Origin of the sequence: Demequina aurantiaca, from assembly GCF_000975135.1 — a bacterium.
Classification (GTDB): Bacteria; Actinomycetota; Actinomycetes; order Actinomycetales; family Demequinaceae; genus Demequina; species Demequina aurantiaca.
Genome location: NZ_BBRF01000001.1, coordinates 1,559,701 through 1,585,312, shown reverse-complemented (window position 1 = coordinate 1,585,312; position 25,612 = coordinate 1,559,701). Strand labels below are relative to the sequence as shown.

Genomic DNA, 25,612 nt, shown 5'->3' with positions numbered 1-25,612 from the left:
AAGTCGAGGGAGCACCACCAATGGCGACAACGCCGGACACTGCGACAACTCACCACAGCCTGATCATCGGCGCGGGCCCCGCCGGCCTCGCCGCCGCGAACGCCCTCGCCGCGCGCGGCCTGCCCTACACGCACGTCGAGCGCCACAGCGCCGTGGGCGGCATCTGGGACATCGGCAACCCCGGCTCGCCCATGTACGAATCCGCGCACTTCATCTCCTCCAAGACCCTGTCCGCGTTCCCCGACTTCCCCATGCCCGACGACTACCCGGACTACCCCAGCCACCGCCAAATCCTGGCTTACCTGCGCAGCTTCGCCGATGCTCGTGGCCTCACCGAGCGCATCGACTTCGGCACCACCGTCACCGACGTGCAGAAAGACGATGCTGGGGCCTACCTGGTCACGACCAAGAAGGGCCGGGCTAAGCCCAAGACCACAAAATACGCCCAGGTGATCATCGCCAGCGGCGTCCAGTGGACCCCCAACATCCCCGACCTACCGGGCAACTTCACCGGCGAGATCCGTCACAGCTCCACCTACCGCGACCCGTCCGAGTTCAAGGGTAAGCGCGTCCTGGTGGTGGGCGCGGGAAACTCCGGCGCCGACATCGCGTGCGACGCCGCCCGCTCCGCCAAAGAGGCCTCCATCAGCGTGCGCCGCGGCTATTGGTTCATCCCCAAACACATCTTCGGCATGCCCGTGGACGTGTTCGCGGACGGCGGCCCCGACATACCGATGTGGCTCGAACAGGCCGCGTTTGGCCGCATGCTGCGCCTCATCAACGGCGACGTCACGCGGCTCGGCCTACCCAAGCCCGACCACAAACTCTTCGAGACCCACCCCCTGCTGAACACGCAGCTGTTGCACCACCTGCAGCACGGCGACATCACCGCGCGCGGCGCCATCGCGGACACCAAGGGCAAGACGGTCACCTTCGCGGACGTCACGACGGGCGAGCAGACCAGCGCCGACTTTGACCTCATCCTGCTCGCCACGGGATACAAGCACGCGGTTCCCTACGCGCAGGAACTTGCGGGCGACGAACAGCAGCCCGACGTGTACCTCACCGCGTTCTCCAAGCACGAGGGCATCTTCGCGCTCAGCTTCATCGAGACCAACGGCGCCGCCTACGTAATCATGTCGCAGCTCGCGGCCATGGTCGCCCAGCACATCGAGGATCGCACCAAGCTGCCCAAGCGCTGGAGAGCATTCGAGCAGGTCATCGCGACCGACGAGCCCGACCTCCAGCGCGGCATCAAGTTCGTCGACTCGCCGCGCCACACGGGCTACGTGGACGGCGTCGCGATCACCAAGTACATGCGCAAGCTCTCACGCCGTATGGGGTGGGACTTCCCGGAGATCGGTGACGAGCCGCCCGCCTCCCAGGTGGAGGCGAACGCATGAGCAAGCAACCGTTCGACGCCACCGGCAAAGTGGTGGTCGTCACGGGAGGCGGCGGCGGCATCGGCGGCGCGTTCGCCCGCCAGATCGCCGAGCGCGGCGCCACGGTCATCTTGGTAGACATCCGTCCAGAGGCGGCCGATGCCGTGGTCGCCTCCCTCGCCGACACCTCCGGGGTGTCCGCTCACCGGGTGCTGGTGGGAGACCTCACGTCGCGCGCGGACGTGGAGCGCATCCTGGCGGACATCGAGGCGAACGAGGGCCGCATCGACGTGCTGGTGAACAACGCCGGCATGACGTCCGCCGAGCGCTTCGACGAGCGCTCCGTGGAGTCCATCGAACTGGAATTGGATGTCAACCTGTACGCGCCGCTGATGCTGACCAACCTGGCCATCCCGCTGCTGCGCGCCGGCACCGACCCGCGCGTGGTGACCACGGTGTCGCTCGGGGGAATCTTCCCGCTGGGCGAGACACCCATCTACACTGCGTCTAAGTTCGGCCTACGTGGGGCGATGCTGGCGATCTCGTTGTACCTGCGGGACAAGGGAATCACCGCGGGCTCGGTGTTGCCCAGCGCGACGGACACGCGAATGCTGCGCTACGAGGCGCTCGAGGGCGGCAACGAGTTGCAGTTCCAGGACCCGCCGCAGAGCCCAGAACACGTGGCGGCGACAATGATCAAGTTGCTGGACAAGCCGCGGCTGGAAATCTACCCGCGGCCCAGCGAATCGTGGCTGGTGCGCACCGCCCTGCTGGTTCCGAACCAACTCCCCCGCCTCATGCCGCTGTTTCGCGGCAAGGGCGAGCGCGGCGCCAAGAAGTACATCGCGAGCCTGCGCGAGCGCGGGATCGTAGAGACAGTCGACGGCGTGGACCGGCTAGTGGGCTAGGTCCTCCCAGACGAGCCCAAAGCAGCACTGAGTGTCTTTACCTAATCGGTAAAGACTGGTATCCTGCCTGAATGGAGGTGGCCTATGACGACCCCAAACTTGAGGCCCTGCTTGGCGATGAACGCGCCCTTCGCAAAGGATTCGGAGCACCCATTGCCGGCCGCCTCGGAATCCGGTTTTCTGCAATCAACGCGGCGTCTTCTCTAGCTGAACTACATCGGCTTCCAGGACGCACCCACCCACTTAAGGGCAATCGATCCGGCCAGTACGCAATGGAACTCCCTCAAGGATTCCGATTGATTATCCGCCCCACTGACCCCGTTCCGACGCTGCAAGATGGCGGGATCGACATCAACTCGGTGACTCGCGTCACCGTCGTAGAAATTTCCAAACATTACTCGTAGCCGGTCCCTGAATTGGAGGCTCATTATGAATACCGCTATTCCTACACATCTCGTCGCCTCCCCAGGCGCCATCCTGGACGAATGGCTCGATGAGAGAAACATGTCTCAGCGCGATCTTGCAGATCGAATAGATAAGTCTGAAAAGTTCGTGAGTCAGCTGATCAACGGAAAGGCAACGCTTTCCGACAACACGGCTCACGACCTCGAACTGATCACGCAGGTCTCCGCTGAGTCCTGGCTACGCATGGAAGGTGCCTATCGAGCTGCGCGTAAACGTACGGCCGCGATCGCGGAAGCGGCGACTGCAGAGTCTCCCGTGGAGGCTCAACTCATGCGCCTGCTCCGATCATGCGGAGTTATCACGGCGCCCCGTGGCAATCGAGGCGAGCAGGCAATTCAGGTCTATGAATTTTTGGGGGTCACATCAGCTAGCGCACTTGCGCACGTGACCACACGACGAGCTGCCGCTTTCCGCACGTCGAATGCGTTCACTCCGGATCCTGTCGCCACCGAGGTGACTCTCGCGCTATCGAGGCGTCAGGCGGACCACCTCACCACTAGTCCCATCGATCTGGACAGAGTTCGTGACTGCATCGGAAGGATTCCTCCGCTGACCCTTGAACAGCCGGCCAGAGGTGCCATCGCTGCGCGTGAGATGCTTGCTCACGCAGGCGTCGCTTTGGTATTCCTGCCCAATGTCCCGAAAGCCCACTGCAACGGCGTCACGCTGTGGGACAATGACCGAGTCATTGTCGCGATCACCGACCGTGGCAAGCGAGAGGACATCTGGTGGTTCACGCTCCTTCACGAGTTGTGCCACGTGCTTGAGGGGCCCACCGATGCTATTTATATCAATGGTGGATCCACCAAGGGCCAGGGGTCGGAAGCAGAGCTCAGGGCAGATGCCTTCGCAACCGACACCCTCATACCTCCCGAGAAGGCGCATCTCCTGGAACTAGTCCAAACCTTCGCGGATTTAGAAGACGTCGCGAATCGTCTAGGTGTGTCACCCGGAATCGCAGTCGGACAACTTCACCATCGCAGACTCAAACCCTACAGTTGGGGAAATGACTACTTGCGGCGAGTGGAAGTGGCTGTCTAGCCGCTGTACCGTCAGCGATAGGTGCCACGATGAGACGATGCAGCTCACTGAGGGAGCCCCAAGATGACCAGCCACAAGAAGAAGATCCTCTACGTCGACATGGACAACACTCTCGTCGACTTTGGCGCGAAGGTTGGCCACGTCGCGCCGTCGGTGCTCGAGCAGTACGAGGGCCGCTATGACGAGATCCCGGGAATGTTCGCGCTCATGCCGCCGATGCCTGGCGCGATCGAGGCGTTTAAGGAACTCTCCGAAGTCTTCGACATTTACATCCTTTCAACGGCACCCTGGGGAAACCCCTCAGCGTGGGAAAACAAGGTCGACTGGGTCAAGCTCCACCTGGGATTCGACAAGAGTTCGCCGGCCTTCAAGCGCCTCATCCTGTCTCATCACAAGGAGCTCAACCGCGGCGACTTCCTGATCGATGACCGCCTTCACCACAATGGCGCGTGCGGGTTTGAGGGCGAGGTGATCTGGTTTGGCAAGGAAGATCTGAACGACCAATTGCCAAAGGACCATGAATGCGAGCGCACCAGCAACATCACGCCTTGTATCGACTGGGCGGCAACGGTGGAGTATCTCAAGCTCCGCGCCTGAGTTCCCGTCAACGCCCTCGCAAACGCCAATTACAATTCAGTTCACCGGGCGTAAACTGAGAGCATGACCATCGAGATTCGGGACCCAGAGACCATCGAGCTCATCCGTGCGCTCGCCGCGCGCACCGGCCACTCGGAAGAACTCGCCGTAGAGGCCGCCGTTCTCAAGGCCCTTAGCGCGCTCGATGCGCAGGGCACCTCGTACCGCGAGCGCCGCAACTCGCGGGTCCGCGCCCGCGCTCTAGACGCACAGCAGTCGCCGGAGCCGCAGTCGGCGTAGAGACGCGCGCGCCGCGGCGACAAGCGAGCCACTCCTCTACGTGGGCGATGGTTTCTCGCACACCGACGTCGTCTCTGCCCTCCGCCCTTAAAGGCGGCGTCTCGGCTTGGGATGAGAACTGATCGCACCTACGGCCGTACCCTGAGAGTGTGCCCACCCCAGCATCGGCCGCCCCGGACAAGGCCACCCGCGAACAGAAGATAGTCCTGTGGATCGCGATCATCGCGTCCTTCGTCAGCTTCCTCGACGGGACTATTGTCAATGTCGCACTGCCCGCGATCCTGGACGACTTTGGCGGCGGCATCTCCACCCAGCAGTGGACCGTGGACGCCTACCTTCTCACCCTGGGCAGCCTGATCCTGGTGGCGGGCTCGGTGTCCGACACCTACGGTCGCCTGCGGGTGATCCGCTGGGGGCTGATCGGCTTTGGCCTCACCTCTGTGACCGTCGCGCTCGCCCCCACCGCCGAGGTGCTCATCGGCGCCCGCCTGCTCCAGGGCGCGGCTGGCGCGCTGCTGGTCCCCTCCAGCCTCGCGCTGATCATGACCAACTTCCGGGGCGCCGCACAGTCGCGCGCGATCGGCACCTGGACCGGCATGACCGCGGGCGCGATGATCGTGGGCCCCGTCATCGGCGGGCTATTCGTGGACTTCGCGTCGTGGCGCTTCGCATTCCTCATCAACGTGCTGCCCATCGCGGTCACCCTCTGGCTGCTAACCCGCCTCACGCAGAAGGACGTGCGTGTCGACGGCGCCCACATCGACGCCATCAGCGCCATCCTGTGCGCGGTCGGATTAGGCGGCATGGTGTTCGCGCTGATCGAGGAACCTAATTACGGCTGGGGTTCGGCGCAGATCTGGCTGCCAGCGGCCGTTGGCGTCGCGGCGTTCGTCGCCTTCATCTGGCGCCAGGCCGTGGTCGAGCGGCCGATGATGCCGCTGGATTTGTTCACCGCGCGCAACTTCGCCTGGGGGAACCTTTCCACGTTCCTGGTCTACGGCGCCCTGTCCCTCAACGGCTTTGTCCTTGCCGTCTACCTGCAGGAACAGGCCGGACTGTCGGCTACCGCTGCGGGCCTGGCGAGCCTGCCCATCACCGTCATCATGATCCTGCTCAGCTCGCGCGTGGGCGGACTGGCCGGGCGGTTGGGGCCGCGCATCTTCATGACGGCCGGACCCATCGCGATGGCGGCGGGCGCCCTACTGATGCTCGCCGTCGACACCGACTTCAACTATTGGTGGCAAGTGCTGCCCGGCATCATCGTGTTCGGGCTGGGCCTGACCGCCACCGTCTCCCCGCTGACCTCCGCAATCCTTGGGGCGATCGACACGTCCCGCTCAGGCATCGCATCGGCCGTCAATAATGCGGTCAGCCGTATCGCGGGGCTCGTGGCGATCGCGCTCATCGGAACCATCGTGGGTGGCCAACTGGATCTCGCGGGCTTCCATCAGGCGATGATCGTGACGGCCGCGCTGCTCGCCGCCGGAGGCGTCGTGTCGTGGCTGGGAATCAGGAATCCCGCCGTACGTGAAAACTAGGCCCTTCCCAACACATCATCCGTGGTTGGGATCCAAACCCTCATAGTAGAAGACCCCCGGTTGCCCCAACTAAAGTACGGGACGAGCGGCACGCCGCTGGCTCCCCCAACTGGGGACGCGCTGATTTCGTCTGTGTATGGCCATGCACGTTCGGGGGTGTTGATCGAAATCATGGGCACACGCACCACCCCGTATTCGTCCACCATTGGCGCACCTGCGACACGCAATTCATCCACCTTCTGCACATCGGGCGCATCGACAGACTCCACGCATAGAACTAAAGGCCCACGCTCAAAGGCAATTTGCCCGCGCAGGGCGTCGACACGTACATCTGGCCTCACGACGCGCACGCCGAGCGGTAGCTCAAGTTCAATCACCTCACCCACAGCAAATGGTCCGGCTACTTCAACTAAACCCGGCTGGACGCGCTGCTCTTCACCGCGTACTCGCAGTATTGCTGACTCACCTGCCCAGGCCGGAACACGAAGTCCGATAGTCCACGCATGGTCGATGGTCTTGGCCACGGTAACGACTATCGTGCCGTCATTCGGATAGTCCGTCTCAACGCGCAGTGCCACTCGGCCGTTGGATAGCTCTGCAGCAATCTCACCCTCGGCGTACTGCAACACCTGTACGCCGTCTGCTGTCGACGTCGCGACATACGCGCCCAATGAAGCAACAGTCCGGGACACGTTCGTCGGGCAACAGGACACGGCGAACCAAGGCGCACGCATGCTCGATGAAGCACGTGCGGAAACTTCGTCTTCTGCCGGGACAGTTCCTGGCTCACGTTGGTGCAGCGTATTCGCGTAGAAGAAACTACGGCCGTCCTCAGCCGGCGACGTGGCGAGCACGTTAAATAGTGTCCGCTCAATCACGTCGGCGTACTTCATGTCACCTGTTGCCAACAACAACCGATAGTTGGTCATCATTGATCCGATGCCAGCACACGTCTCGGCATAGGCACGATCAGAGGGAAGCTCAAAATCAGCCCCGAAGGACTCCCCCTCGTGGTGCGCGCCCATTCCACCGGTAATGTACGTGCGGCGCGCCAGCGTTGCATCCATCTGTTGCTTCACGGCGCTGAATAGCTCATCGTCGCCCTGCTCAATACTCAAATCGATAGCCCCTGCAGCGAGGTATGTCGCGCGCACCGAGTGACCTCGGAGTACGACCGAGTCCCGGATCGGCTCGTCATCCTGGTAGTACGCACGACCAAATTCGATGTCTTCCAGCACGCCATGGCCGCGTCGATCGACAAACAGTTTCGCCTGATCGATGTAGCGCTCCTGGTCTGTCATTCGGCCAAATTCGACGAGTGCGACTTCGACCTCCGCGTGTCCACAGACTGACAGAATTCCGTCCGGACCAAAGGTGTCGCACACGTGGTCTGCTGCGCGTCGCGCAATGTCAACGAAGGGGTCATCTAGGCCGCGCGTGCGTCCCCGAGCCACCGCGGCTTGCAGAAGGTGACCGTAGCAGTAGAGCTCGTGACCCCACTCAAGGTCGCTGTACCGCGGTGGCTGCCCAGCGCGACCAAAGCGGGTGTTCAGATAACCGTCTGCTTCTTGCACCGGTTGGATCCGCCCAACGAGTGCCGTGAACCTCGAGTCCAGCGACCCATCGCCGCTGCGGCCAATTTCCCATGCCATCGCTTCCATGAGTTTGTAAACATCAGAGTCTGAGAACTCACGACCTTGCCGCTCGGTAACGATACGGCCGTCGACAACGGCGTCAAAGTTGCCGATCCAGCCGAGGCGCTCCATCCATTCCTCACAATGCTGGATCATCGCTGTCGAGTTAAGGTTCTGCATCTCCGCCCAGAAGCCACTCTCGATACGCACTTGCTCTATGCCAAGAGGGTGGAGCATTCCCCTCGACGGCTGGACTGGGACGAGACGGACTTGTGACGGAGAGTTCAATGTGAGGTTCCTTATGAAATCGGTGGCTGAGATGTGGGATGAAGCTGTCACTTGACGGCTCCTAACGTGAGTCCCTCGCGAAGCAATCGGTAGGTAAAGGCGAACAACACCATGATCGGAATCGATGTGATGACCGCGAGCGCCATAAGACCGGGCCAGTCGATGCCAAATGCAGACACCTGCTGTGCCAGTAGCGCGCTGAGCGGGTAATTGTTTGGGGTAAGGAAGAAGTTGACCGCATAGAGGAATTCCCCCCATGCGAGCAGGAAAATCAACGTGCCTGTGGTCGCAATTCCATTGCGCGCGATGGGCATCATGATGGAAAAGAAGGTACGAAACGTGCCCGCACCGTCCAGCTTTGCAGCCTCTTCAAGTGCCACCGGCACGGCGCGGAAGAACGGCCGCATAAGCAACACCCCAAACGGAACCAGCATGGCGGTGTCCGCGATAATCACGCCCGCGTTGGTATTCAACAAGTTCCACTGGCCAAAGATCTGGTAGAGCGGAATGACGTTGGAGGTTTGTGGCAGCATCTGCAGGACGATCAACATTCCTAGGCCGACAGTTGTAATGCGCGAGTCCACTCGAGCCAACCCATAGCCAGCGGGAATTGCCAGCAGCAACGTGAGCACCACTGTGCCCGTCGCAATTACCAACGATTGCTGAAGCGCGGTGTACAGCCCGGAATTGCTGAGCGCCTCGGAGTACGCGTCGAGGGTAGGTATGAACACGAACGAGGACTGCGAAGAAATTACGTCACTCGGTGACTTCAGCGATGTCAACACAATCCACAGCATCGGGATGCCATAGATGAGGAAGAGAACGAACCGTAGCGGTGTTGCCACGGGCGACTTAAACCGTGCTTTGATTCCCGACGGTCGACTCGAGTCGCCGGACTTGGCAACCGATTCATTCACTGCGGTGTTCACGAATTCGCCTCCTCACGGCGGACGCTTCGGGCATAGAGGACTGCCAGCACAATCACCATCGCGACAGCTATCACGGCGGTCGCTGCTCCTAGACCAAAATCGAAACGAACAAATGCCTGGATATAACCCAAGAACGGCAATGTGGTGGTGGCCACCCCTGGCCCGCCGAAGGTCATGACATATATGAAGTCGAAGGATCTAAAGCCATAGACCACCGTGAGAACTAGCAGCACGAGCGTGGTGGGCTTCACGACGGGAACGATAATGTGGCGAATCTCTTCCCAACGCGAGGCCCCATCCATCCTCGCGGCCTCAAACACTTCTGGCGAGATGCCCATAATCGACGCGCGAAACACCAGCGCGTTGAAGGGGATTACCGCCCAAGCATTCACTAAGGCAACGGAATACAGTGCAATCGAGTCGTCGAAGAGGAAAGGAATGGGTTGTGTCGTCAACCCAGTCTCAAGGCCTATGGAATTGAACAGGCCAGAGCTTCCCAAGAGAAACTTCCACACTGAGCCATTGACGACCGGCGGCAATGCCCAGATGAAGACCAATAGGCCCAGGATGAAGCCGGTCCACCTGCCCGATTTCGACAGCAGAATTGCCGCACCCAGGCCACCTGCCAGACCAAGCAATGTGACGATTGTGACGAAGATAACCGTGTTGAGTACCGTCTCACCAAACGCGGGGCTAGCGAAGTCCGTTTGGAAATTCTCTAGGCCCGAGTACTGCCACGGATCATTGAGCGTGGAAACGGTGACATCGCTGACACTCATCCGCATTAATTGCAGGAGCGGATAGATCGCGAAGATTGTCAGGAAAACGGCCGCCGGCGCAGCGAAGAGCAACTGCCTGCGCGACGCGAGACGGCGGATGGAGTGAGGCACGCCCCGCCTCCCACCACGGTGGGCGCCGTGGTGGGAGGGCCGAGTCGCCTGAGGTTCTATTGCCATGACAGCGATGTCTCCTAAGCTCGGGAGCGAATTATGGTGTCTGTTACTTCAGACCTGCGAGCGCGGTGACAACCTGTTCAGCTGCAGCATCAGGTGTGAGCTGGCCGCCAATGACGGAACTCCACACCTGACCTACCTCCAACTGCTGATCTGCGACCGACTCGGGTGCAATGGCAGGGGACGGGTAGTTCGCACCGTTGCTGTCGATAGACGTTGCAAACGCATCCAAAAGCGCATTGCTGGTGACCGCGTCGTCCTGCGCAGCATCCGCACGGGCAGGGATGCTCCCTACGACATCTGCCGCGATCAGCTGGCCCTCGGTGCTGAAGTAAGTTTCAGACAGGTACTTCCACGCGAGATCGGGGTTCTGGCTGAAGGCACCAATACCTTCCCCTTCGCCACCCAGGTATACCTGTCCAGTTTCTCCCACCGGCAATGGAACAACGCCGTACTCGAAGTCAGCTGTCGCAGCCGCGGTACCCATCTGCCAGTTCCCATTCTCGGCGAAGGCAACGTTTCCTGCCGCGAACGTCTGGAACGGGACGGTCTGGTCCCACGTCACTGCCTCGGCAGTCAATGCTCCGGAGTCTGTCCAGTTCTGAATCATTGAGAACGCATCAGTCAGTGGCTGCACCTGTGGGTCGTCGTAGTTGAAACCGAACGCTGACATCCATGGATAGCCTTGCCACTCGCCCTGCGAGTTAGGAAGTCCTGACAAGGTAATGCCTGAGTAGCCAGCGGCGACAACCTTGTCCAGTGCTGAGTTGAGTTCGTCAATGGACGTAGGCGGTTCGACGCCCACCTCGGCGAGGATGTCTGCGTTGTACCAAAGTCCGAGCAGGTTCACATAGCCCTGGACCGCATATGCGGATCCATCAAGACTGTGAACAACCGACTCCGGGAATTGTCCCGCATCTGCAAAGTCTGCCCAATAGTCATCGATTGGAGCAAGGACGTCACCAAGCGCGAGCGTGCTCGCATCTGCGCCGTTGAATACGACCACATCGGGTCCAGTTTCAGTGCTGGCACCGGTGATTAGCCGTGAATTGAGTTGATCGTAAGGAACGAAAACATTCTCGACAGTGGCACCTTCGTTGTTGGCCTCGAATAGGTCCTTATAATCATCCATGACCTTGACCTGATTGTCGTCGCTGAAGTAGTGCCACACCGTGATGGTTTGAGTACCACTGTCGCTAGAACCACTAGCTGCGTCACTGGCGTCCCCATTGTCGGGAGTGCATCCAGCGATCACCAAGGCGCCTGTCGCGAAAGCCGCAGCTGCAAGAGCCGCGCTGCGTCGGCGTGGGGAACTGTGATTGGTCATTTGCCTACCTGCCTCTTATCGTCGTTGATGTGCAGCTCGATGGCCACCATGCGAACCACCGCTGCCCAATTTCGGAAACTCTACCGAAACGGGTTTCTGTAAACTAACACCGGTTTTACGGGCAGTCAAACTGAATCCGTGTGAACATTTGCGAAACTTCCGAAACCCCGTGCATAATGGGCGAGGGCACCTCGATGTGCCATGCGGATTCAAATGAGGAGGCGCAAGGATGTCGGCAACACCATCGTCCGAACAAACCAACACCCGTGCGACCCTCAAGCAGGTGGCGCAGCTCGCGGACGTCTCAATCGCAACCGCCTCCAAGGCTCTTAACGACCGCGTACATGTGCGCGCGTCGACACGCCAACGCGTGTTGGACGCAGCCGCGCAATTGAGGTTTAGCCCAAACGAGCAAGCGCGCAGCCTTTCCATGGGACAGACCGGCACGGTGGGACTGATCACAGGTGACCTCGAGGGCCGCTTTAGTCTTCCAATTCTCATGGGAGCGGAGGACGCGTTCGGAACCGGACGAATGTCAGTGTTTCTATGCGACGCGCGCGGCGATTCAATTCGCGAGCAGTACCATCTGGACGCACTTTTACGTAGAAATGTCGACGGAATCATCGTCGTCGGAGCCCTCACCAACGCTCGCAAGCCAATTGGACGCGATCTTCCCGTGCCGGTGGTTTACGCGTACGCCCCGTCAGAGGACCCTAACGATGTTTCTGTCGTGCCCAATGACGTCGCCGCCGGCGCTGATGCAGTTCGGTACCTGCTCGATCAGGGCCGCACACGGATCGCACATATCTCGGGCGTCTCGAACTACACAGCAGCCATTGAGCGCTCACAGGGGGTAACAGCGGCGCTGCAAGAGCGCGGGCTAACGCTCCTCGACGATATGACCCATTTTGGGAGTTGGTCCGAGCAATGGGGTCGCTCAGCAACCGAACGGCTGATTGAGCGCCACCCCGACCTCGACGGCATCGTATGTGGCAATGATCAGATTTCACGTGGAGCGCTCGACGCGCTGCAACGTGCGGGCTGGAACGTGCCTTCTCGTGTCGCTCTCTTAGGATTCGACAACTGGGAGGTGCTCACCACCGGTTCGAGACCTCAGTTGAGTAGCGTGGATTTGAACTTTGAACTTGTGGGAAGGGAAGCTGCGAGTCTTCTTTTTGGGATGATGAGTGGCACCGTGGAACCGGGTATTCGACGTATAGATTCGCGAATTGTCACTCGCGAAAGCGCGTAGCGAACTCCCTAATTCGAGCGACGCCGCACCAACGCATACCCCGCGCCCAGGCCCACCAGGAGCGCAACCCCTCCCGAGATCTGCACCGCCAGGTTGAAACTCAGCGCCACGCCCGCAATTCCGAGCACCAGCAGCAGGGCCGAGGCCTCCACATCCAGCCGACCGTTGCGGCCGATGTCCGGGTCGCGCAGGTGAGCGATGGACCGCACCAGCCACCACGAGGCGACAGCCACGACAACGACGATGAGGACCTCGTTGATGATCATTGGCTATATGGCGTCTTTCTCATCGTCGGTCAGCAGGGCAACCCAGCCTTCGTACTCTCCCTTGTGAGCATCGGCTAGGGCGATGCACAGGTCCACGCGATCACGGAGGAAGTCGGGCACCAGCGGCTGATTCCTGACAGTCAGCATGATGGTCCACTCGGGAACGTCGTGGCTGGGTAGCACCACCTCGTGGCACACGCGATCCGTGCGCAGGGAATCCGCCGCAGCATCGGCCGTGGCTTGGGTCTTAAAACAGACGGCAAACTCGCTCTCGCGTGGCGCCGTGATGTCTACCCCGCGCGACTCGAGGCGAGCCAACTGTTCGGCGTCGTCCTTGAGCAGGCCATGCGGCTCAACACGCTTCTTCGATGAAGAGAACAATCCCATGTGCCCACGCTAACCCTCATCCGGCATCGACTGTGCCAGAGTTGGGTGATGACGCGTCTCTCCCCCACTGCCCCGCTTCGCCCCGTCGGCGCCTTCTTCACCGCCGCCATCTTCTGGGCCCTCATCGCCGCCGTGATCTTTGGCCTCGTCGCCGGACTGGTCTTGGGCGACAAGAGGGACGACGGGTCGCTCATGTTCTCGTGGATCTGGGCGCTCGGGGGCTTCGCGCTGAGCGGCATCATGTTCCTCCCCATCGTCATGGGATTCGAGGCGTTGCGACGCGTGGGCCACAACCAGGAGATCCTGGGCGCCAAGCTCGACGCCATCCACGACGAGCACACCAGTGAGCCCCGTTTAGACTGAGGGCACGTTTGCAACAGACTCCCACGACTGAAGGAATCACCTATGTGCTCCCCCGCCAACTGCGACACCTGCGGCAAGACCACCTGGAAGGGCTGCGGCCTCCACATCGACGAGGCGCTCGAGGGTGTCGCCGAGCAGGACCGTTGCGCGTGCGAACGCGTTGACGCCTAAGGAGTCGCGATGGCCTACGTCAATGCAGTACTTCCCCCCAAGTCCACCGGCGTCACCTACGTGCTCTGGTTCTTTCTCGGGATCCTCGGCATCCACCAGTTCTACATGGGCAAGATTGGCCGCGGAATCCTCTACCTGTTGACCGGCGGAGTGTTCGGCATCATGTGGATCATCGACCTCTTCACCATTCCCGGCCAGCTGCGCGAGGTCAACGCTCAGCGCGCGGTCGGCATCGGCTAGAACTCGACATCGACACCCCGAGGGCCCTCATTGCACGTCGCAATGGGGGCCTTTGTCATGCACTGCGTACCGATGGGTCGCGAGCGCCGACTCGCGAAACGGGTGGGCGCGATTGCGTGCCCGCGTGGGGGTTCGTTGGTTAGAGTCGAATCAGACTGAAACCGCGAACCCCCACGAAGGGACTCCCCCCATGACGTACTCCATTGATGCTCCTGCCGACCCGGGTCTGCGGGAGCGTTTTGGCGTCCACTCCGAGGTAGGCAAACTGCACAAGGTGCTGGTCTGCTCCCCGGGGCTCGCGCACAATCGCCTGACTCCGTCCAACTGCCACGACCTGCTGTTCGACGACGTCATGTGGGTGGAGAACGCCCGCCGCGACCACGCGCAATTCGTGGACCTGATGCGCGAGCGCAACATCGAGGTGCTGGAGCTGCACACACTGCTCGCCGAGACCATGGCCTTCCCCGCGGCCCGCGAGTGGCTGCTCAACCGCAAGGTGACGCCCAACGAGCTCGGCCTCGGCCTGGTCGCGGACGTGCGGCAGTACCTCGATGAGCTGGACTCCATGGAACTCGCCACGTACCTGGTCGGCGGCCTGTCCACGCAGGATCTACCCCGCGACTTCGCGCCGCCCACGGTGCAACTAGTCCGCGAGGAGTCCGGCATGCGGGACTACCTGCTGCCGCCGCTGCCCAACACGCTGTTCACCCGCGACACCACCTCCTGGGTCTACGGCGGCGTCACCCTCAACCCGCTGTTCTGGCCCGCCCGCCATGCCGAGACGCTCATCATGAAGGCCATCTACTCGTTCCACCCGGACTTCGCAGGTGCCGGCGGCGCCGATGCCGTGGCCCAGCCGGATTCGCGAGATTCGGCCGGGGTGAAGGTCTGGTGGGGAGACCCCGAGGTGGACACCGGCATGGCGTCGTTGGAAGGTGGCGACGTGATGCCCATCGGCAATCGCACCGTCCTGGTCGGCATGTCCGAGCGCAGCTCGCGCCAGGCCATCACGCAGCTCGCGGCCGAGCTCTTCATCGCCGATGCTGCGGACCGGGTCATCGTCGCCAAGATGCCACGCCTACGGGCAGCCATGCACTTGGACACCGTGTTCACGCTCGCTGACCGCGACGTGGCCACTGTTTTCCCCGGCATCGTGGACGGCATCGAGACCTACTCCATCCGGCCCGAGAGCGCACCGGTCGTCCTCGACGTGCGCCGCGAGTCCGAGTCTCTGACCCACGTGGTGGCCAAGGCGCTGGGCCTCGGGTCGCTCAACGTGATCGAGACGGGCGGCGACCGCTACGCATCGGAACGCCAGCAGTGGGACAGCGGCAACAACGTGCTCGCGCTGGAGCCCGGCGTGGTGGTCGCGTACGACCGCAACACGTCCACCAACGACCGCCTGCGCGCGGCGGGCGTGGAGGTCCTCGAGATCACTGGGGCTGAGCTGGGGCGCGGTCGCGGCGGGGCACACTGCATGACCCAACCACTGGTGCGCGAGGCGTAGCAAGCCTTCCAGATGAAATTACGCAACCACGGAGTTGCGTTTATTAATGACTTGCCGATAGTCTCCAGGTAAGGCTCGCCTAAGTGGGCCATGCAACGCCTTTTTACGCACCGACCACACCCCACACCTGGAGCCTAACCGTGCCTCACGTCTCTACTTCAGCGCGCCCTCGTGCCGCTGTCTTGGTAACCCTAACAACCATATTTGCGCTGGTATCTTCCCTGTTCGTCGGATTTCCCGCACAGGCAGCCGATGCCGCCGCCGGTTCACTTACGTGGGGCACCAAGTCATCCTTCCGTGGCTACGTCGTGGGCTCGGGCGGGAGCGTCATCGGAGGCCAGGGAGCCGCGGACAATGGCACCGCCACCAACTATGGTGCCGTGGACAGCACTATCGACCTCGACGCTGGAACCGGCTCCGCCTCGTACTACGGGACCGTCAACTTCACCGTTGCGAGCCACGGCGTCGACATCACGTTGGGGTACCCGGTCGTGCGCATGACCGGCTCCGACACGGCAGTACTCGACGTCACCTACGACGACGCCACCGTGGCGCTGGTTGAGGTCGATCTCACCACGGCCACCATCGCCGACGTCGACGGCATCACCACGGTGCGTGGCGCGTCCACCGCAATCACGGCCGCTGGTGTACCGATTTTTCAGCAGTACAGCGAAGGCACGGCGATGGACGACCTGACGTTCTCCTTCGCCTCGCCTATCGAGGACGAAGTGGGCACAGGCGACGACGCCACCGGTGACGGCGATGAGACCGGAGATGACGCCGGCGATGGCGAAGACGGCAACCCCGCTGGTGGCGACGACTCGGCTCCCGGCGATGGCCAGGACACCGGCGACGGTGCTGGCGAAGGCGACGACGAGGCGCCCGTGACGGACCAGCAGTTCGGGGTGACCGTTGCCCCCGCAACGGGACTCGCCGATGGCGACAGCGTCACTCTCCACGGCACCCTGCCGGCCCTCACCGACGGCCTCAACACCTCGGTCTACGTTTTGTTCTGCGCCAACGGCGAGGACGAGATCGGCACCGCCGCAGGACGCCTCAGCGGCGCCGACTGCGACGGTTCACAGCAGTGGCTCATGCACACCTCCGTCTACGGACAGCCCACTACCGGCACGGTTACCGACGGCATCTGGACGTTCAGCACCACCCTCAATGTCACCGACGCTTTTGGAGACAAGGTCTGCACCACCGCGTCCCAGGACGGGGACGAGTGCGGAATTTTCGTCCGGCTGCCTCACACGTTCACCGCGAGCAACAGCGCCAACCCCTATGTCCACGACCAGTTGGTGCCCGTGACATTCGCGGCACCCACCCCCACGGTCACAGTTTCTAAGACTCAGGGGCTCGACGCTGACGGCGAGACAGTGACGGTCCATGGCGAGAACTTCTTGCCGTCCGACCCCGCCACGTCGGGTACACGCCCCCCACTGCTCGGCAAGTTCACCGGTACCTACGTCGCATTCGGACGCTATGACGACGTCTGGAAGCCCAGCGAGGCGGCGCCGCGAGACTCGCGTCGCAACGGCGACAACAGGTGGGCGCTCCTCGCGGAGGATGTCGCCACCATTGGCGGCGCGGCGGCGGGCGCGATTACCCTCAATGCCGACGGCAGCTTCGATGCCACCCTGTCCGTCACCGACGACTTCGCGGCCAACACCGGAAGCGGCAACTACGGCATCTACACCTACGCCGCGGGGGGCTCGACGTACGCGCCTTTCGAGACCTTCACCCCCATCACTTTCACGGCGCCCACCCCCACCGTGACCGTGTCAAAGACCACCGGCCTTGATGGAGACGGTGAAACCGTGACGGTCACGGGCACCGGATTCTCCCCCCAGGCCCCCGCCACCAACTCATCGGCACGCCCGCCACTGTCAGGGCTGTTTGGCGGCACGTACGTCGTGTTCGGCAAGTTCGCAGACGCTTGGCAGCCTTCGACTGGCGCCCCGGCCACCGACCGCACCGTCCTCGACGGACAGCAACAATGGGCACTCGACCCCAGCTTCCTCAACGTCGGCGATCCCACCAACCCCATCGACCCCCGCTTCCAGGCAACAGTCGCCGCAAGCGGGATTCCCATCGACGCTGACGGCGCCTTCACAGCCACCATCAAGGTCTCCGACCTCGCGCCAAACGCCAATGGCAACTACGGCATCTACACCTATCCCGGAGGTGGGGCTGTCTACGCCCCATACGAGACGTACACACCGGTCTCGTTCGCCTCGACACCCGTGACTCCAGGGCCAGATCCCGAGCCGGAGACCCCTGTGGGCGACCTGACCTGGGGCATCTACGGGCCGTTCACCGACTACGTCGAGGGCCCCGGCGCAGCCGGCACCGTCACCACTGTGGGTGCCACCCGCACGGGTGACGTATTCGGCTTCACCCAGTCGGGCGGCAACGCCAATGCGCCCGCTGGAACGGGCACCGCCACCTACGCTGGCTCGGTGACCTTCACCGGTCACCACGGCGCCCTGAACCTCGCCCTTGCCGATCCCCACGTGGTACTCACCAGCACGACGACGGCAACGGTCTCGCTGCTGGTCGATGGCACCCGGGCAACCTTCGCGACGATCAACCTGGCCGCTGCCACCAAGAAGGTTAAGGACGGCGCGACCACCTACTCAGGCGCGAAGGCAACGCTCACGTCCGCCGGAGCATCGGCGTTCCAGAACTTCTACCCAGCCGGCACTCGGCTGGATGACCTCACGTTCACCATCGGCGCATCGGACACCACGGTGCCGACCACTCCCGAAAAGCCGACTACGCCCACCACCCCTGATAACGGAAACACGGGTAGTGGCGGTTCCACCGGCGGATCAACCACTACCGGCGGAGGCACCTCGACCAGCACGAGCACGCCCTCCACTACCGCGGTCGGCTCCCTCACCTGGGGAATCTCGAGCGCGTTCCGCAACTATGTCACCGGCCCCATCGCAAGCGGCGCCATCTCCGTCTCCGGCGCCAGCTTCAACGGCCTGACCTTCACGTTCATCCAAAACGGCGGCGAGGCCGACCCCGCCAAGGGAACGGGCACCGCTTCGTACGGCGGCGCGGTGACATTCTCGGGTCACCATGGTGACCTCAATCTGCGGTTCTCTGACCCGCACATCCGACTCACTGGTCCAGACAGCGCAATGCTCTCCCTCGATGTGGGTGGCTCTCGCGTCGACTTCGCCACCGTCGATCTGGGTGCGGCATCGCAGACCACCAAGAGCGGTGCGACCCGATTCACCGGGGCTCCCGTGACACTGACCGCTGCCGGAGCGACGGCCTTCCAGGGTTACTACAGCGCCGGAACTCGCCTGGACTCGCTATCCGTCACCTTCGGTGCCGCCGCAGAGGCAACCTCGAGCAGCGGAACACGAGTCGTCGCCGCATCCATCACCCGCGCGCCTGCCGCGCAGGCAATCCCTGACACACCTCCGTCGTCCACCGGAATCGAGCTCGACGACGCGACCCTCGCGGCGCTGATCGCCGGCGAACAGGTCACCATCTCGGTGCCCGGCTTCGAGCCCAACGAACAGGGCATCATGGTCGTCATCTACTCCACCCCCACCATCCTCGCGGCGGATCTCAACGCGGACGCAAGCGGAGTCGTCACCTGGACGGGTTCGCTCCCTGCCTCACTGACCGGTGAGCACACGCTGACGTTCCAGGGGTCCGTGGACAAGGGCATTGTGCTCGACATCCCCACCTCCACCGTGGGCATGTGCCTCGCGACCGATGCCACGCTCGATTGGGGCTTCAAGGAAGGCTTCCGTGCCTACGTCGAGGGAATCGCCCATGGCGAATGGACATTGTCAGGCAACGTCGCCGAGGTCACCGGCGGCTACCAGTTCACCGGCGGCTCGGGTTCGCTCACCGAAGCGGCTACCGGCACCATTGGCTTCGAGGCCGGCATTGAGTTCACCGGCCACGAGGGCGCTCTCGACACCACGGTCTCGAACCCCGTGATCGAGTTCTCCTCCGACGGCGCTTACCTGTTACTCGACGTCAACGGCGAAACCCAACAGGGCGAGCCGATCAACCTCCAGGCGGTGCGCTTCGGCACCATCGACCTGGACTCCGCCACCATCAGCGCTGACGGGAACACCGTCACCATCGCCGATGCCCCGGTTACCCTCACCGCAGACGGCGCCAGCGCCTTCGGCACCTACCCTGAGGGTGAAGCGCTCGACGCGCTCACCCTGGTCGCGACCGGCGCCGACGGCTGCCTCGCCACCCTGGCCGGCGTCGTGGTCGAGGAGCCCGCAGTCGAGGCTTCGCCCACCGAGGAGCCCGCAGCCGCCGAGGTGACGAGTGTCGAGGTCGCTGACGAGGAGGGCGGCAGCAGCACCTGGCTGTGGATTGGGGCTGGCGCGCTGGCGCTGATCATTGCCGCTGGCGGGATCTTCCTCGTCCGCCGCGGCAGGGAGTAAGACCTGCGTCCTCGCGGGCTTGGGACACACGCTCCACAAGGGACGCATCAGAGGAACGGGGTCGCCGAGAGGCGGCCCCGTTTCTTTGTCTGCGGGGCGCAACCTCTGATCGAGTCCGCATCTGCGCGCTTGTGCGCAGGAAGGGGTGGAGGCCGACGCGCGGACCCGTCGGAGAAGTCGTTCAACGCCGCACGGGCACGATGACGGGCGAGCCGCCAACGGGGTCGTCGAGAACCCGAACCGCGATGCCATAGACGCGCTCGAGCAGCTCCGCGGTCATGACGTCGGAGGGAACACCGAACGCCGCCAGCTCTCCCCCGTCGAGGATCGCGATGCTGTCCGCGTACGCTGCGGCGAGGCTCAGGTCGTGCAGCACCACCACGACGGCGCACCCGGCCGACGCCCGTTCGCGCGCAATACCCATGACGTCCTCTTGGTGACGCAGGTCAAGCGCAGCGGTGGGTTCGTCGAGCAACACGATGTCCGTTTGCTGCGCGAGGACTCGAGCGAGCGAGACGCGCGCCTTCTCGCCCCCAGACAGCGAGGGGAAGGACCTCTCGGACAGGTGGGCGACATCTGTCGCCGCCAATGCGGCGTCCACCGCCACTTCGTCGCCATCGGCCTCGGGCCTGCCTTGCCAGGGAGCGCGGCCCATCGCAACGACGTCGCGCACCGTGAACGGGAACGACACTTGATTCTCCTGCGTCAGCACCGCGCGGCGGCGCGCTAGATCACCGTGGTGCCAGTGCGCAAGATCCTCGCCGTCGACCTGGACGCGCCCCTGCCCCGCGGCCCGGTCGCCGGTGAGCACGCTGAGCAGCGTGGACTTGCCCGCACCGTTGGGGCCCACGAGTGCGAGAACTTCACCGTGCTGCACCTCTACCGTGACACCGCTCAGAATGGCCTTGTGGCCCAGTTCGACGCTGACGTCTGCGGCGCGAAGCGCAGGCACCGAAGTGTCCATGCGACTGGCAGAACTCATGCCCACCCCCCGGCCTTGGTCCGCGCGGAGCGCAGGAGGTAAAAGAAGAACGGTCCACCGATGAGGGAGGTAAGCAAGCCGATGGGCAGGTCGGCTCCCGTCACAAGTGTGCGTGCCAGCACGTCCGAGTAGACCAGCAGGGCGGCACCGCCCAGGCACGATGTCAGAATCAGCCCACGGTGGGCGGGCCCCAGCAGCATGCGCATCAGGTGCGGAATCACGAGACCCACGAACGCGATGATTCCAACGAACGCGACGGCGCCTGCGGTGAGCACCGCGACCACCACGATCGACACGATGCGCAGACGCTCGACGCGCACTCCCAGGTGTCCCGCGGTGCGCTCGCCCAGCGACAGCAGGTCGTACTGCTTAGCGAGGTACAACGCCGCCGCCGTGCCCAGCACCGTGACGACAGCCACCACAGCAACTTCGTTCCAGCGCGACCCATTCATGGTGCCCAGTTGCCAAAACACGATCTGCTCGCGCGAGGCGGTGTCGCCCACAAACAGCAGCATTGCCAGCCCGGCACCCGCGAAGGCGTTGATGGCGATGCCTGTGAGCAGGAGGGTCACCACCTCAGTACGCCCATTGGACCGCGCCATGAAGTACACGAGCAGCGTGGCGCCCAGGCCACCCACAAAGGCGAGTAGCGCGATCCCGGTGGCTCCACCCAGGGTGAAGCCGGTGACGATGGCGACCGCCGCGCCCAGGGCTGCACCCGAGGACACTCCCACCACGCCTGGCTCGGCAAGGGGATTGCCAAAGATGGCCTGCATGACGGCCCCGGCGACCGCGAGCGCTGCCCCCACCAGCAGCGACATCGCAATCCGAGGGAAGCGAATTTGCCAGAGCGCTTGCACGGTCACATCGTCGGCGGGCGCCCACGACGTATGGATGCCCATGCTCTGCAGGACAGTCCCGACCACGTCGGTCGGCGACATCGTGAGCTGACCCACGACCGCACTCAATAGGACACCGCCGATCAGCACGGCGACAAGTATGACGACGACGGCGACGTGCCGCCTATGCAACCGGCTCACTCGCTATCCGGCGCGTAGATCGCACGCGCCAGCGCGCCAACGATCTGAGCCGATCGCGGCCCAAAGGACAGAATGTCGCCGTCTGCCATCTCGACGAAGCGGCGATGCTGGCCGGCGCTCGTGAGCGCGATCGCGGGCTTGGCGGCCAAGAGACCATCCACGCCGCCCACGGATTCGAGACCGTGCGACATCACCATGATCACGTCGGGATCCGCCGCCAACATGGCTTCATCGGTGAGTGGCATCATGCCCTCGATTCCCGCGTCCCCACCCGCGTCGACACCGCCAAGCGCGTCGATGAGCTGGTCGGCGCCGGACTCGTCGCCAAAGAGGTAGTACACCCCAGAGCTACCGCGGAGGTAGAGGAACGCAATCCTGAGCCTGTCTGCGTCGGGTGGCGCGATCTCATCAATCTGCGCCTGCACCTCCGCCACTTCGGAACCGATGCGCTGGGCCAACGCCTCCCCAGCATCGTCCGCCCCAAAGACGGCGCCCACCTGGCGCGCCATCTCCTGCGCTCCTGCAAATGACGGATCGTTGTCGACGTACACGACAGTGATGCCCGCGTCGCGCAGCTGCTGGAAGGAGTCGGACGGGCCAATGCTGCCGTCGGTAATCACAACCGTAGGGTTGAACTCGAGCACTGCCTCGGGGTTAATGGTGTGGCTTGCCGCCGTCGCGATGGGCAGATTCACGGCACTGAGGAACTCGGTCGACACGTCTCGCGCCACGAGAGTGTCGCCAAAGCCAAGGCCATACACGGTGCCCGCGATCGACCCGGAGATGTCCATCGCGATGACCCGGGACGTGTCCTCGACTGTGACCTGAATATCCCCGTCGCGTTCTCGCGATGTGACCGTCGCGGGCAAGACCTGAGTCAAGGTCAGGTCGATGGGATCAATGTCCGCGTCGGGTATCGACGCCGTGGTCGGACCCTCGTATGCGGCTGGGTCCGCGAGCGCCTGGACCTGGTCGAGGGGCTGTAACGCCTGTGTGACGGCGCCCGATGCTCGGTCGACGGTCACGTCCGGCGCGGCCTGAGCGCAGCCGGCGAGGGCCAGCGCGACAGCTGCAGCAACGATCCCCGCCTTGTGGCGCGAGAGTCGAGAAACGTTCGGGGACACGAAGCGGCTACAGGACTACGCGGAGGCGCCTAGGGCGTTAAAGATGTCGCCGTTGTAGACGAACGCACTCTTCGCCTCGGCGATCATCGCATCGATCTGATCCTCACTGAAGGGCAGCGCATCAAGCTGGTCGCGGTAGTCCCGCTTGTACTGAACGGTGCTGGGGACGTCGGCAAAGTCGTAGAACGCGAGCTGGTCCGCCGTAGCGCCGTAGTGACGTGCCACGAGCTTGGAGATTGCCTGGCCGCCGGACATGTCGCCCAGGTACCGGGTGTAGTGGTGCGCGACGTAGCACGGCAGGTCGTCGCTCCCAATCTGATGCAAGCGCGCAACGTACGCGGCCGTGGCTGGAAGTGCTGGGTGCGCGCTCTCCCAGTCTGGGGCACCCAACGCGGCGAGGTCGGACTCGATGCTCGCCGCGCGGTTGAGCGCGGGGTCGTTTACGAAGGCGGGGTCGCCGGGCTGGGCCGCCCGGGACTCGAGGGCTCGGTACACATACGCGTACTGAGCGAGATAGGTCACATAGTGATCAAGCGACAGTTCACCACTCATCAACTGCGTGATGAACGAGCGCGACTCGGTGTCCTTGTGCTCCATCGCAGTGGCGTTGCGGACACGCTCGGCAATGCCGGGGGCGGAGGCTTGTACGGCGGCTTCAATGGTCGTCATAAGGGTTACCTTACCTTAATTACGTAAGAGTACAGTTCCCTAAATTCATGAGCCGAAATCCTGGCTAAATCCCTTGGTATCACCGTGTCGAGATCGGCAACGCCCAGGAAATCTGCGTCCGGTAGAATCAGCAAATGTTGCACCATGCGCCCCTGCTGACCACCATCGCGGCGGGACTTGGCGCCGCTTTCATTCTTGGCCTGATTGCGCAGAAACTGCGCCTGTCCCCCATCGTCGGATACCTCGCCGCAGGAATGGCCATCGGCCCCTTCACTCCCGGCTTCGTGGGCGACCCCGAGATCGCGATGCAACTGTCCGAGATTGGCGTCATCCTGCTGATGTTCGGCGTTGGCCTGCACTTCTCCTTCAAGGAACTCCTCGCCGTCCGCAAGGTCGCCCTCCCTGGTGCTCTCATCCAGATGCTCGTCGCGTCCGCCGCCGGAACCGGTCTGGGCCTTTTCCTAGGCTGGAGCCTCGGTGCCGCCCTGCTGTTCGGCCTCGCCCTGTCCGTCGCATCGACCGTCGTCATGCTGCGAGCGCTCGAGGACCGCCAACTTCTCGACACCCGCGCGGGACACATCGCGATCGGCTGGCTGATCGTCGAGGACCTCGCGATGGTCATCGCGCTCGTCATCATCCCCGTCGTCGCAGCCGATGCCGTGGGTCCGCTGGAATTGACCAAGGAGTTGGCCATCACCGGCCTCAAGGTGGGCGCGTTCGTCGCTCTCATGGTCGTCGTGGGTCGCCGCGTCATCCCTTGGTTGCTGGCCAAGGTCGCGGACACCGGCTCGCGTGAATTGTTCACTCTCGCCGTCCTCGCCCTCGGCATTGGCGTCGCCGTGGGCGCGGCGTGGATGTTCGACGTCTCCTTTGCCCTCGGCGCGTTCTTCGCCGGCATGATCCTGCGCGAGTCCGAGCTGTCGCAGCGCGCCGCCGAGGATTCTCTGCCCCTGCGCGACGCATTCGCCGTGCTGTTCTTTGTCTCGGTCGGCATGCTCGTGGACCCCGCCGTGTTCATCGAGCAACCGCTCGCGCTACTCGCCACGGTGCTGGTCATTGTGGGCGGCAAGTTCGCCATCGCGTACCTGGTCGTGCGCGTCCTCAAGTACTCGCGGCGGATGTCGCTGGTGGTCGCGGCGTCCCTCGCGCAGATCGGCGAGTTCTCCTTCATTCTCGTCACGCTGGGCACCGAGTACGAGATCCTGCCGGGCGATGCCGGCGATCTGGTGCTCGCAGGCGCCATCGTCTCGATCGTCATCAATCCGTTCCTGTTCGCGTGGGCGTCGCGCGCCTACCGGGCCTCCGAGGCGGACGATGCCGCCCCCCGCGAATACGAGGGACGCGGACACGTGATCGTGGTCGGGTTTGGGCGCGTGGGATCTCGGGTGGCCGCCGGGCTGTGGGAGCGCGACATCCCCGTCGTCGTGGTCGATGACAACGAGAACCGCGTCAAGGTCATGCGCGACGAGGGGCGCGAGGCAATCCTCGGCAACGGCGTGCGATCCAAGGTGTTGCACGCGGCCGGCATCGACGAGGCACGGATGGTGGTCGTGGCCATTCCCGATCCCCTCAACGCCGGCGCCGTCGTGTCCAAGGCGCGAGCGCTGCGACCCGAGGCCGTCATCCTAGCCCGCGGCCACCGCGACGTCGACATCGCCTACCTCACCGAATTGGGCGCCTCGCAGGTCCTCGTGGGAGTCCACGAAGTCGCCGATCTCATCGTGCAGCAGGCGGCCCTGCCCCACGACGCCACACACTAGCGTTCGCGCGCACTCGCCAAATCAGTCAGAGTAGGCGAAGGAGCGACCTCGGCAATGACGTAGATTCGACG

24 protein-coding genes are annotated in these 25,612 nt (G+C 63.3%); 14 read left to right on the top strand and 10 right to left on the bottom strand.

What is annotated here, in order from left to right; translation table 11 throughout:
- Positions 1 to 20 precede the first annotated feature (20 nt).
- The 7 genes from AOP73_RS07180 to AOP73_RS07150 all read left to right on the top strand — a co-directional run bounded on the left by AOP73_RS07180 (position 21) and on the right by AOP73_RS07150 (position 6,210).
- Positions 21 to 1,403 (top strand): flavin-containing monooxygenase, encoded by a 1,383-nt coding sequence (locus AOP73_RS07180; RefSeq protein WP_174435867.1) that lies wholly within the window; start codon positions 21 to 23, stop codon positions 1,401 to 1,403.
- Positions 1,400 to 2,290 carry an SDR family NAD(P)-dependent oxidoreductase gene (locus tag AOP73_RS07175; RefSeq protein ID WP_061964232.1) on the top strand — a complete coding sequence of 297 codons (891 nt, stop codon included), beginning with the start codon at positions 1,400 to 1,402 and terminating at the stop codon, positions 2,288 to 2,290. The genes AOP73_RS07180 and AOP73_RS07175 overlap by 4 nt, the downstream gene beginning before the upstream one ends.
- Before the next feature lie 71 nt (positions 2,291 to 2,361).
- Positions 2,362 to 2,694 carry a type II toxin-antitoxin system RelE/ParE family toxin gene (locus AOP73_RS07170; RefSeq protein WP_061964229.1) on the top strand — a complete coding sequence of 111 codons (333 nt, stop codon included), beginning with the start codon at positions 2,362 to 2,364 and terminating at the stop codon, positions 2,692 to 2,694.
- A gap of 25 nt (positions 2,695 to 2,719) precedes the next feature.
- Positions 2,720 to 3,796: a helix-turn-helix domain-containing protein gene (locus AOP73_RS07165; RefSeq protein WP_061964227.1), complete on the top strand. Its 1,077-nt coding sequence runs from the start codon at positions 2,720 to 2,722 to the stop codon at positions 3,794 to 3,796.
- 63 nt (positions 3,797 to 3,859) lie between these two features.
- Entirely contained in the window at positions 3,860 to 4,393 is a 534-nt protein-coding gene (locus AOP73_RS07160) for a 5' nucleotidase, NT5C type (protein WP_084626628.1), read from the top strand.
- 63 nt (positions 4,394 to 4,456) lie between these two features.
- Positions 4,457 to 4,672, top strand: coding sequence for a type II toxin-antitoxin system VapB family antitoxin (locus AOP73_RS07155; RefSeq protein ID WP_061964224.1), 216 nt, complete (start codon positions 4,457 to 4,459; stop codon positions 4,670 to 4,672).
- A 149-nt stretch (positions 4,673 to 4,821) separates the two neighbouring features.
- On the top strand, positions 4,822 to 6,210 hold the full coding sequence (locus AOP73_RS07150; protein ID WP_061964222.1) for an MFS transporter: 1,389 nt from the start codon (positions 4,822 to 4,824) through the stop codon (positions 6,208 to 6,210).
- On the opposite strand, the gene AOP73_RS07145 is transcribed toward AOP73_RS07150, so the two are convergent.
- The 4 genes from AOP73_RS07145 to AOP73_RS07130 all read right to left on the bottom strand — a co-directional run bounded on the left by AOP73_RS07145 (position 6,207) and on the right by AOP73_RS07130 (position 11,341).
- Positions 6,207 to 8,081 carry a glycoside hydrolase family 127 protein gene (locus AOP73_RS07145; RefSeq protein ID WP_061964220.1) on the bottom strand — a complete coding sequence of 625 codons (1,875 nt, stop codon included), beginning with the start codon at positions 8,079 to 8,081 and terminating at the stop codon, positions 6,207 to 6,209. The genes AOP73_RS07150 and AOP73_RS07145 overlap by 4 nt on opposite strands.
- Before the next feature lie 98 nt (positions 8,082 to 8,179).
- Positions 8,180 to 9,061, bottom strand: a complete 882-nt coding sequence (locus AOP73_RS07140) for a carbohydrate ABC transporter permease (RefSeq protein ID WP_061964219.1) — start codon at positions 9,059 to 9,061, stop codon at positions 8,180 to 8,182.
- A complete protein-coding gene (locus AOP73_RS07135) occupies positions 9,058 to 9,951 on the bottom strand; it encodes a carbohydrate ABC transporter permease (RefSeq protein WP_061964217.1) in 894 nt (297 codons plus the stop codon). Before AOP73_RS07135 ends, AOP73_RS07140 begins: the two co-directional genes overlap by 4 nt.
- A gap of 109 nt (positions 9,952 to 10,060) precedes the next feature.
- Positions 10,061 to 11,341: a sugar ABC transporter substrate-binding protein gene (locus tag AOP73_RS07130; RefSeq protein ID WP_084626626.1), complete on the bottom strand. Its 1,281-nt coding sequence runs from the start codon at positions 11,339 to 11,341 to the stop codon at positions 10,061 to 10,063.
- A 229-nt stretch (positions 11,342 to 11,570) separates the two neighbouring features.
- Between AOP73_RS07130 and AOP73_RS07125 the strand changes: the two genes are divergently transcribed.
- Entirely contained in the window at positions 11,571 to 12,593 is a 1,023-nt protein-coding gene (locus AOP73_RS07125; RefSeq protein WP_061964213.1) for a LacI family DNA-binding transcriptional regulator, read from the top strand.
- An 8-nt stretch (positions 12,594 to 12,601) separates the two neighbouring features.
- On the opposite strand, the gene AOP73_RS07120 is transcribed toward AOP73_RS07125, so the two are convergent.
- Together AOP73_RS07120 and AOP73_RS07115 are read right to left on the bottom strand one after the other, a co-directional pair.
- A complete protein-coding gene (locus AOP73_RS07120; RefSeq protein ID WP_061964211.1) occupies positions 12,602 to 12,859 on the bottom strand; it encodes a hypothetical protein in 258 nt (85 codons plus the stop codon).
- Between the two features lie 3 nt (positions 12,860 to 12,862).
- Complete coding sequence (locus tag AOP73_RS07115; protein WP_061964209.1) at positions 12,863 to 13,246, bottom strand: ribonuclease E inhibitor RraB; 384 nt, start codon at positions 13,244 to 13,246, stop codon at positions 12,863 to 12,865.
- A 48-nt stretch (positions 13,247 to 13,294) separates the two neighbouring features.
- Between AOP73_RS07115 and AOP73_RS07110 the strand changes: the two genes are divergently transcribed.
- From AOP73_RS07110 to AOP73_RS07095, 5 genes are all read left to right on the top strand, one after another.
- Positions 13,295 to 13,609 (top strand): hypothetical protein, encoded by a 315-nt coding sequence (locus AOP73_RS07110; RefSeq protein ID WP_061964208.1) that lies wholly within the window; start codon positions 13,295 to 13,297, stop codon positions 13,607 to 13,609.
- Between the two features lie 42 nt (positions 13,610 to 13,651).
- Positions 13,652 to 13,780: a DUF8730 family Cys-rich protein gene (locus tag AOP73_RS12235; protein WP_269078511.1), complete on the top strand. Its 129-nt coding sequence runs from the start codon at positions 13,652 to 13,654 to the stop codon at positions 13,778 to 13,780.
- A gap of 9 nt (positions 13,781 to 13,789) precedes the next feature.
- The gene (locus AOP73_RS07105; protein ID WP_061964206.1) at positions 13,790 to 14,020 is read left to right on the top strand and encodes a TM2 domain-containing protein; all 231 of its coding nucleotides are present in this window, start codon (positions 13,790 to 13,792) and stop codon (positions 14,018 to 14,020) included.
- 190 nt (positions 14,021 to 14,210) lie between these two features.
- A complete protein-coding gene (locus AOP73_RS07100; protein WP_061964204.1) occupies positions 14,211 to 15,527 on the top strand; it encodes an arginine deiminase in 1,317 nt (438 codons plus the stop codon).
- A gap of 182 nt (positions 15,528 to 15,709) precedes the next feature.
- A complete protein-coding gene (locus AOP73_RS07095; RefSeq protein ID WP_160295447.1) occupies positions 15,710 to 19,966 on the top strand; it encodes an HtaA domain-containing protein in 4,257 nt (1,418 codons plus the stop codon).
- Positions 19,967 to 20,147: 181 nt separating this feature from the next.
- Here AOP73_RS07095 and AOP73_RS07090 read toward each other — a convergent pair whose 3' ends face one another.
- The 4 genes from AOP73_RS07090 to AOP73_RS07075 are packed head-to-tail and all read right to left on the bottom strand — an operon-like array spanning position 20,148 to position 23,781.
- Positions 20,148 to 20,948, bottom strand: coding sequence for a heme ABC transporter ATP-binding protein (locus AOP73_RS07090; protein WP_084626733.1), 801 nt, complete (start codon positions 20,946 to 20,948; stop codon positions 20,148 to 20,150).
- Complete coding sequence (locus AOP73_RS07085) at positions 20,945 to 21,988, bottom strand: FecCD family ABC transporter permease (protein WP_061964198.1); 1,044 nt, start codon at positions 21,986 to 21,988, stop codon at positions 20,945 to 20,947. The genes AOP73_RS07090 and AOP73_RS07085 overlap by 4 nt, the downstream gene beginning before the upstream one ends.
- Positions 21,985 to 23,112, bottom strand: coding sequence for a heme/hemin ABC transporter substrate-binding protein (locus AOP73_RS07080; protein WP_061964196.1), 1,128 nt, complete (start codon positions 23,110 to 23,112; stop codon positions 21,985 to 21,987). Before AOP73_RS07080 ends, AOP73_RS07085 begins: the two co-directional genes overlap by 4 nt.
- Before the next feature lie 15 nt (positions 23,113 to 23,127).
- The gene (locus tag AOP73_RS07075) at positions 23,128 to 23,781 is read right to left on the bottom strand and encodes a biliverdin-producing heme oxygenase (protein WP_061964194.1); all 654 of its coding nucleotides are present in this window, start codon (positions 23,779 to 23,781) and stop codon (positions 23,128 to 23,130) included.
- A gap of 134 nt (positions 23,782 to 23,915) precedes the next feature.
- Between AOP73_RS07075 and AOP73_RS07070 the strand changes: the two genes are divergently transcribed.
- Positions 23,916 to 25,541: a cation:proton antiporter domain-containing protein gene (locus AOP73_RS07070; RefSeq protein WP_061964192.1), complete on the top strand. Its 1,626-nt coding sequence runs from the start codon at positions 23,916 to 23,918 to the stop codon at positions 25,539 to 25,541.
- Positions 25,542 to 25,612 lie beyond the last annotated feature (71 nt).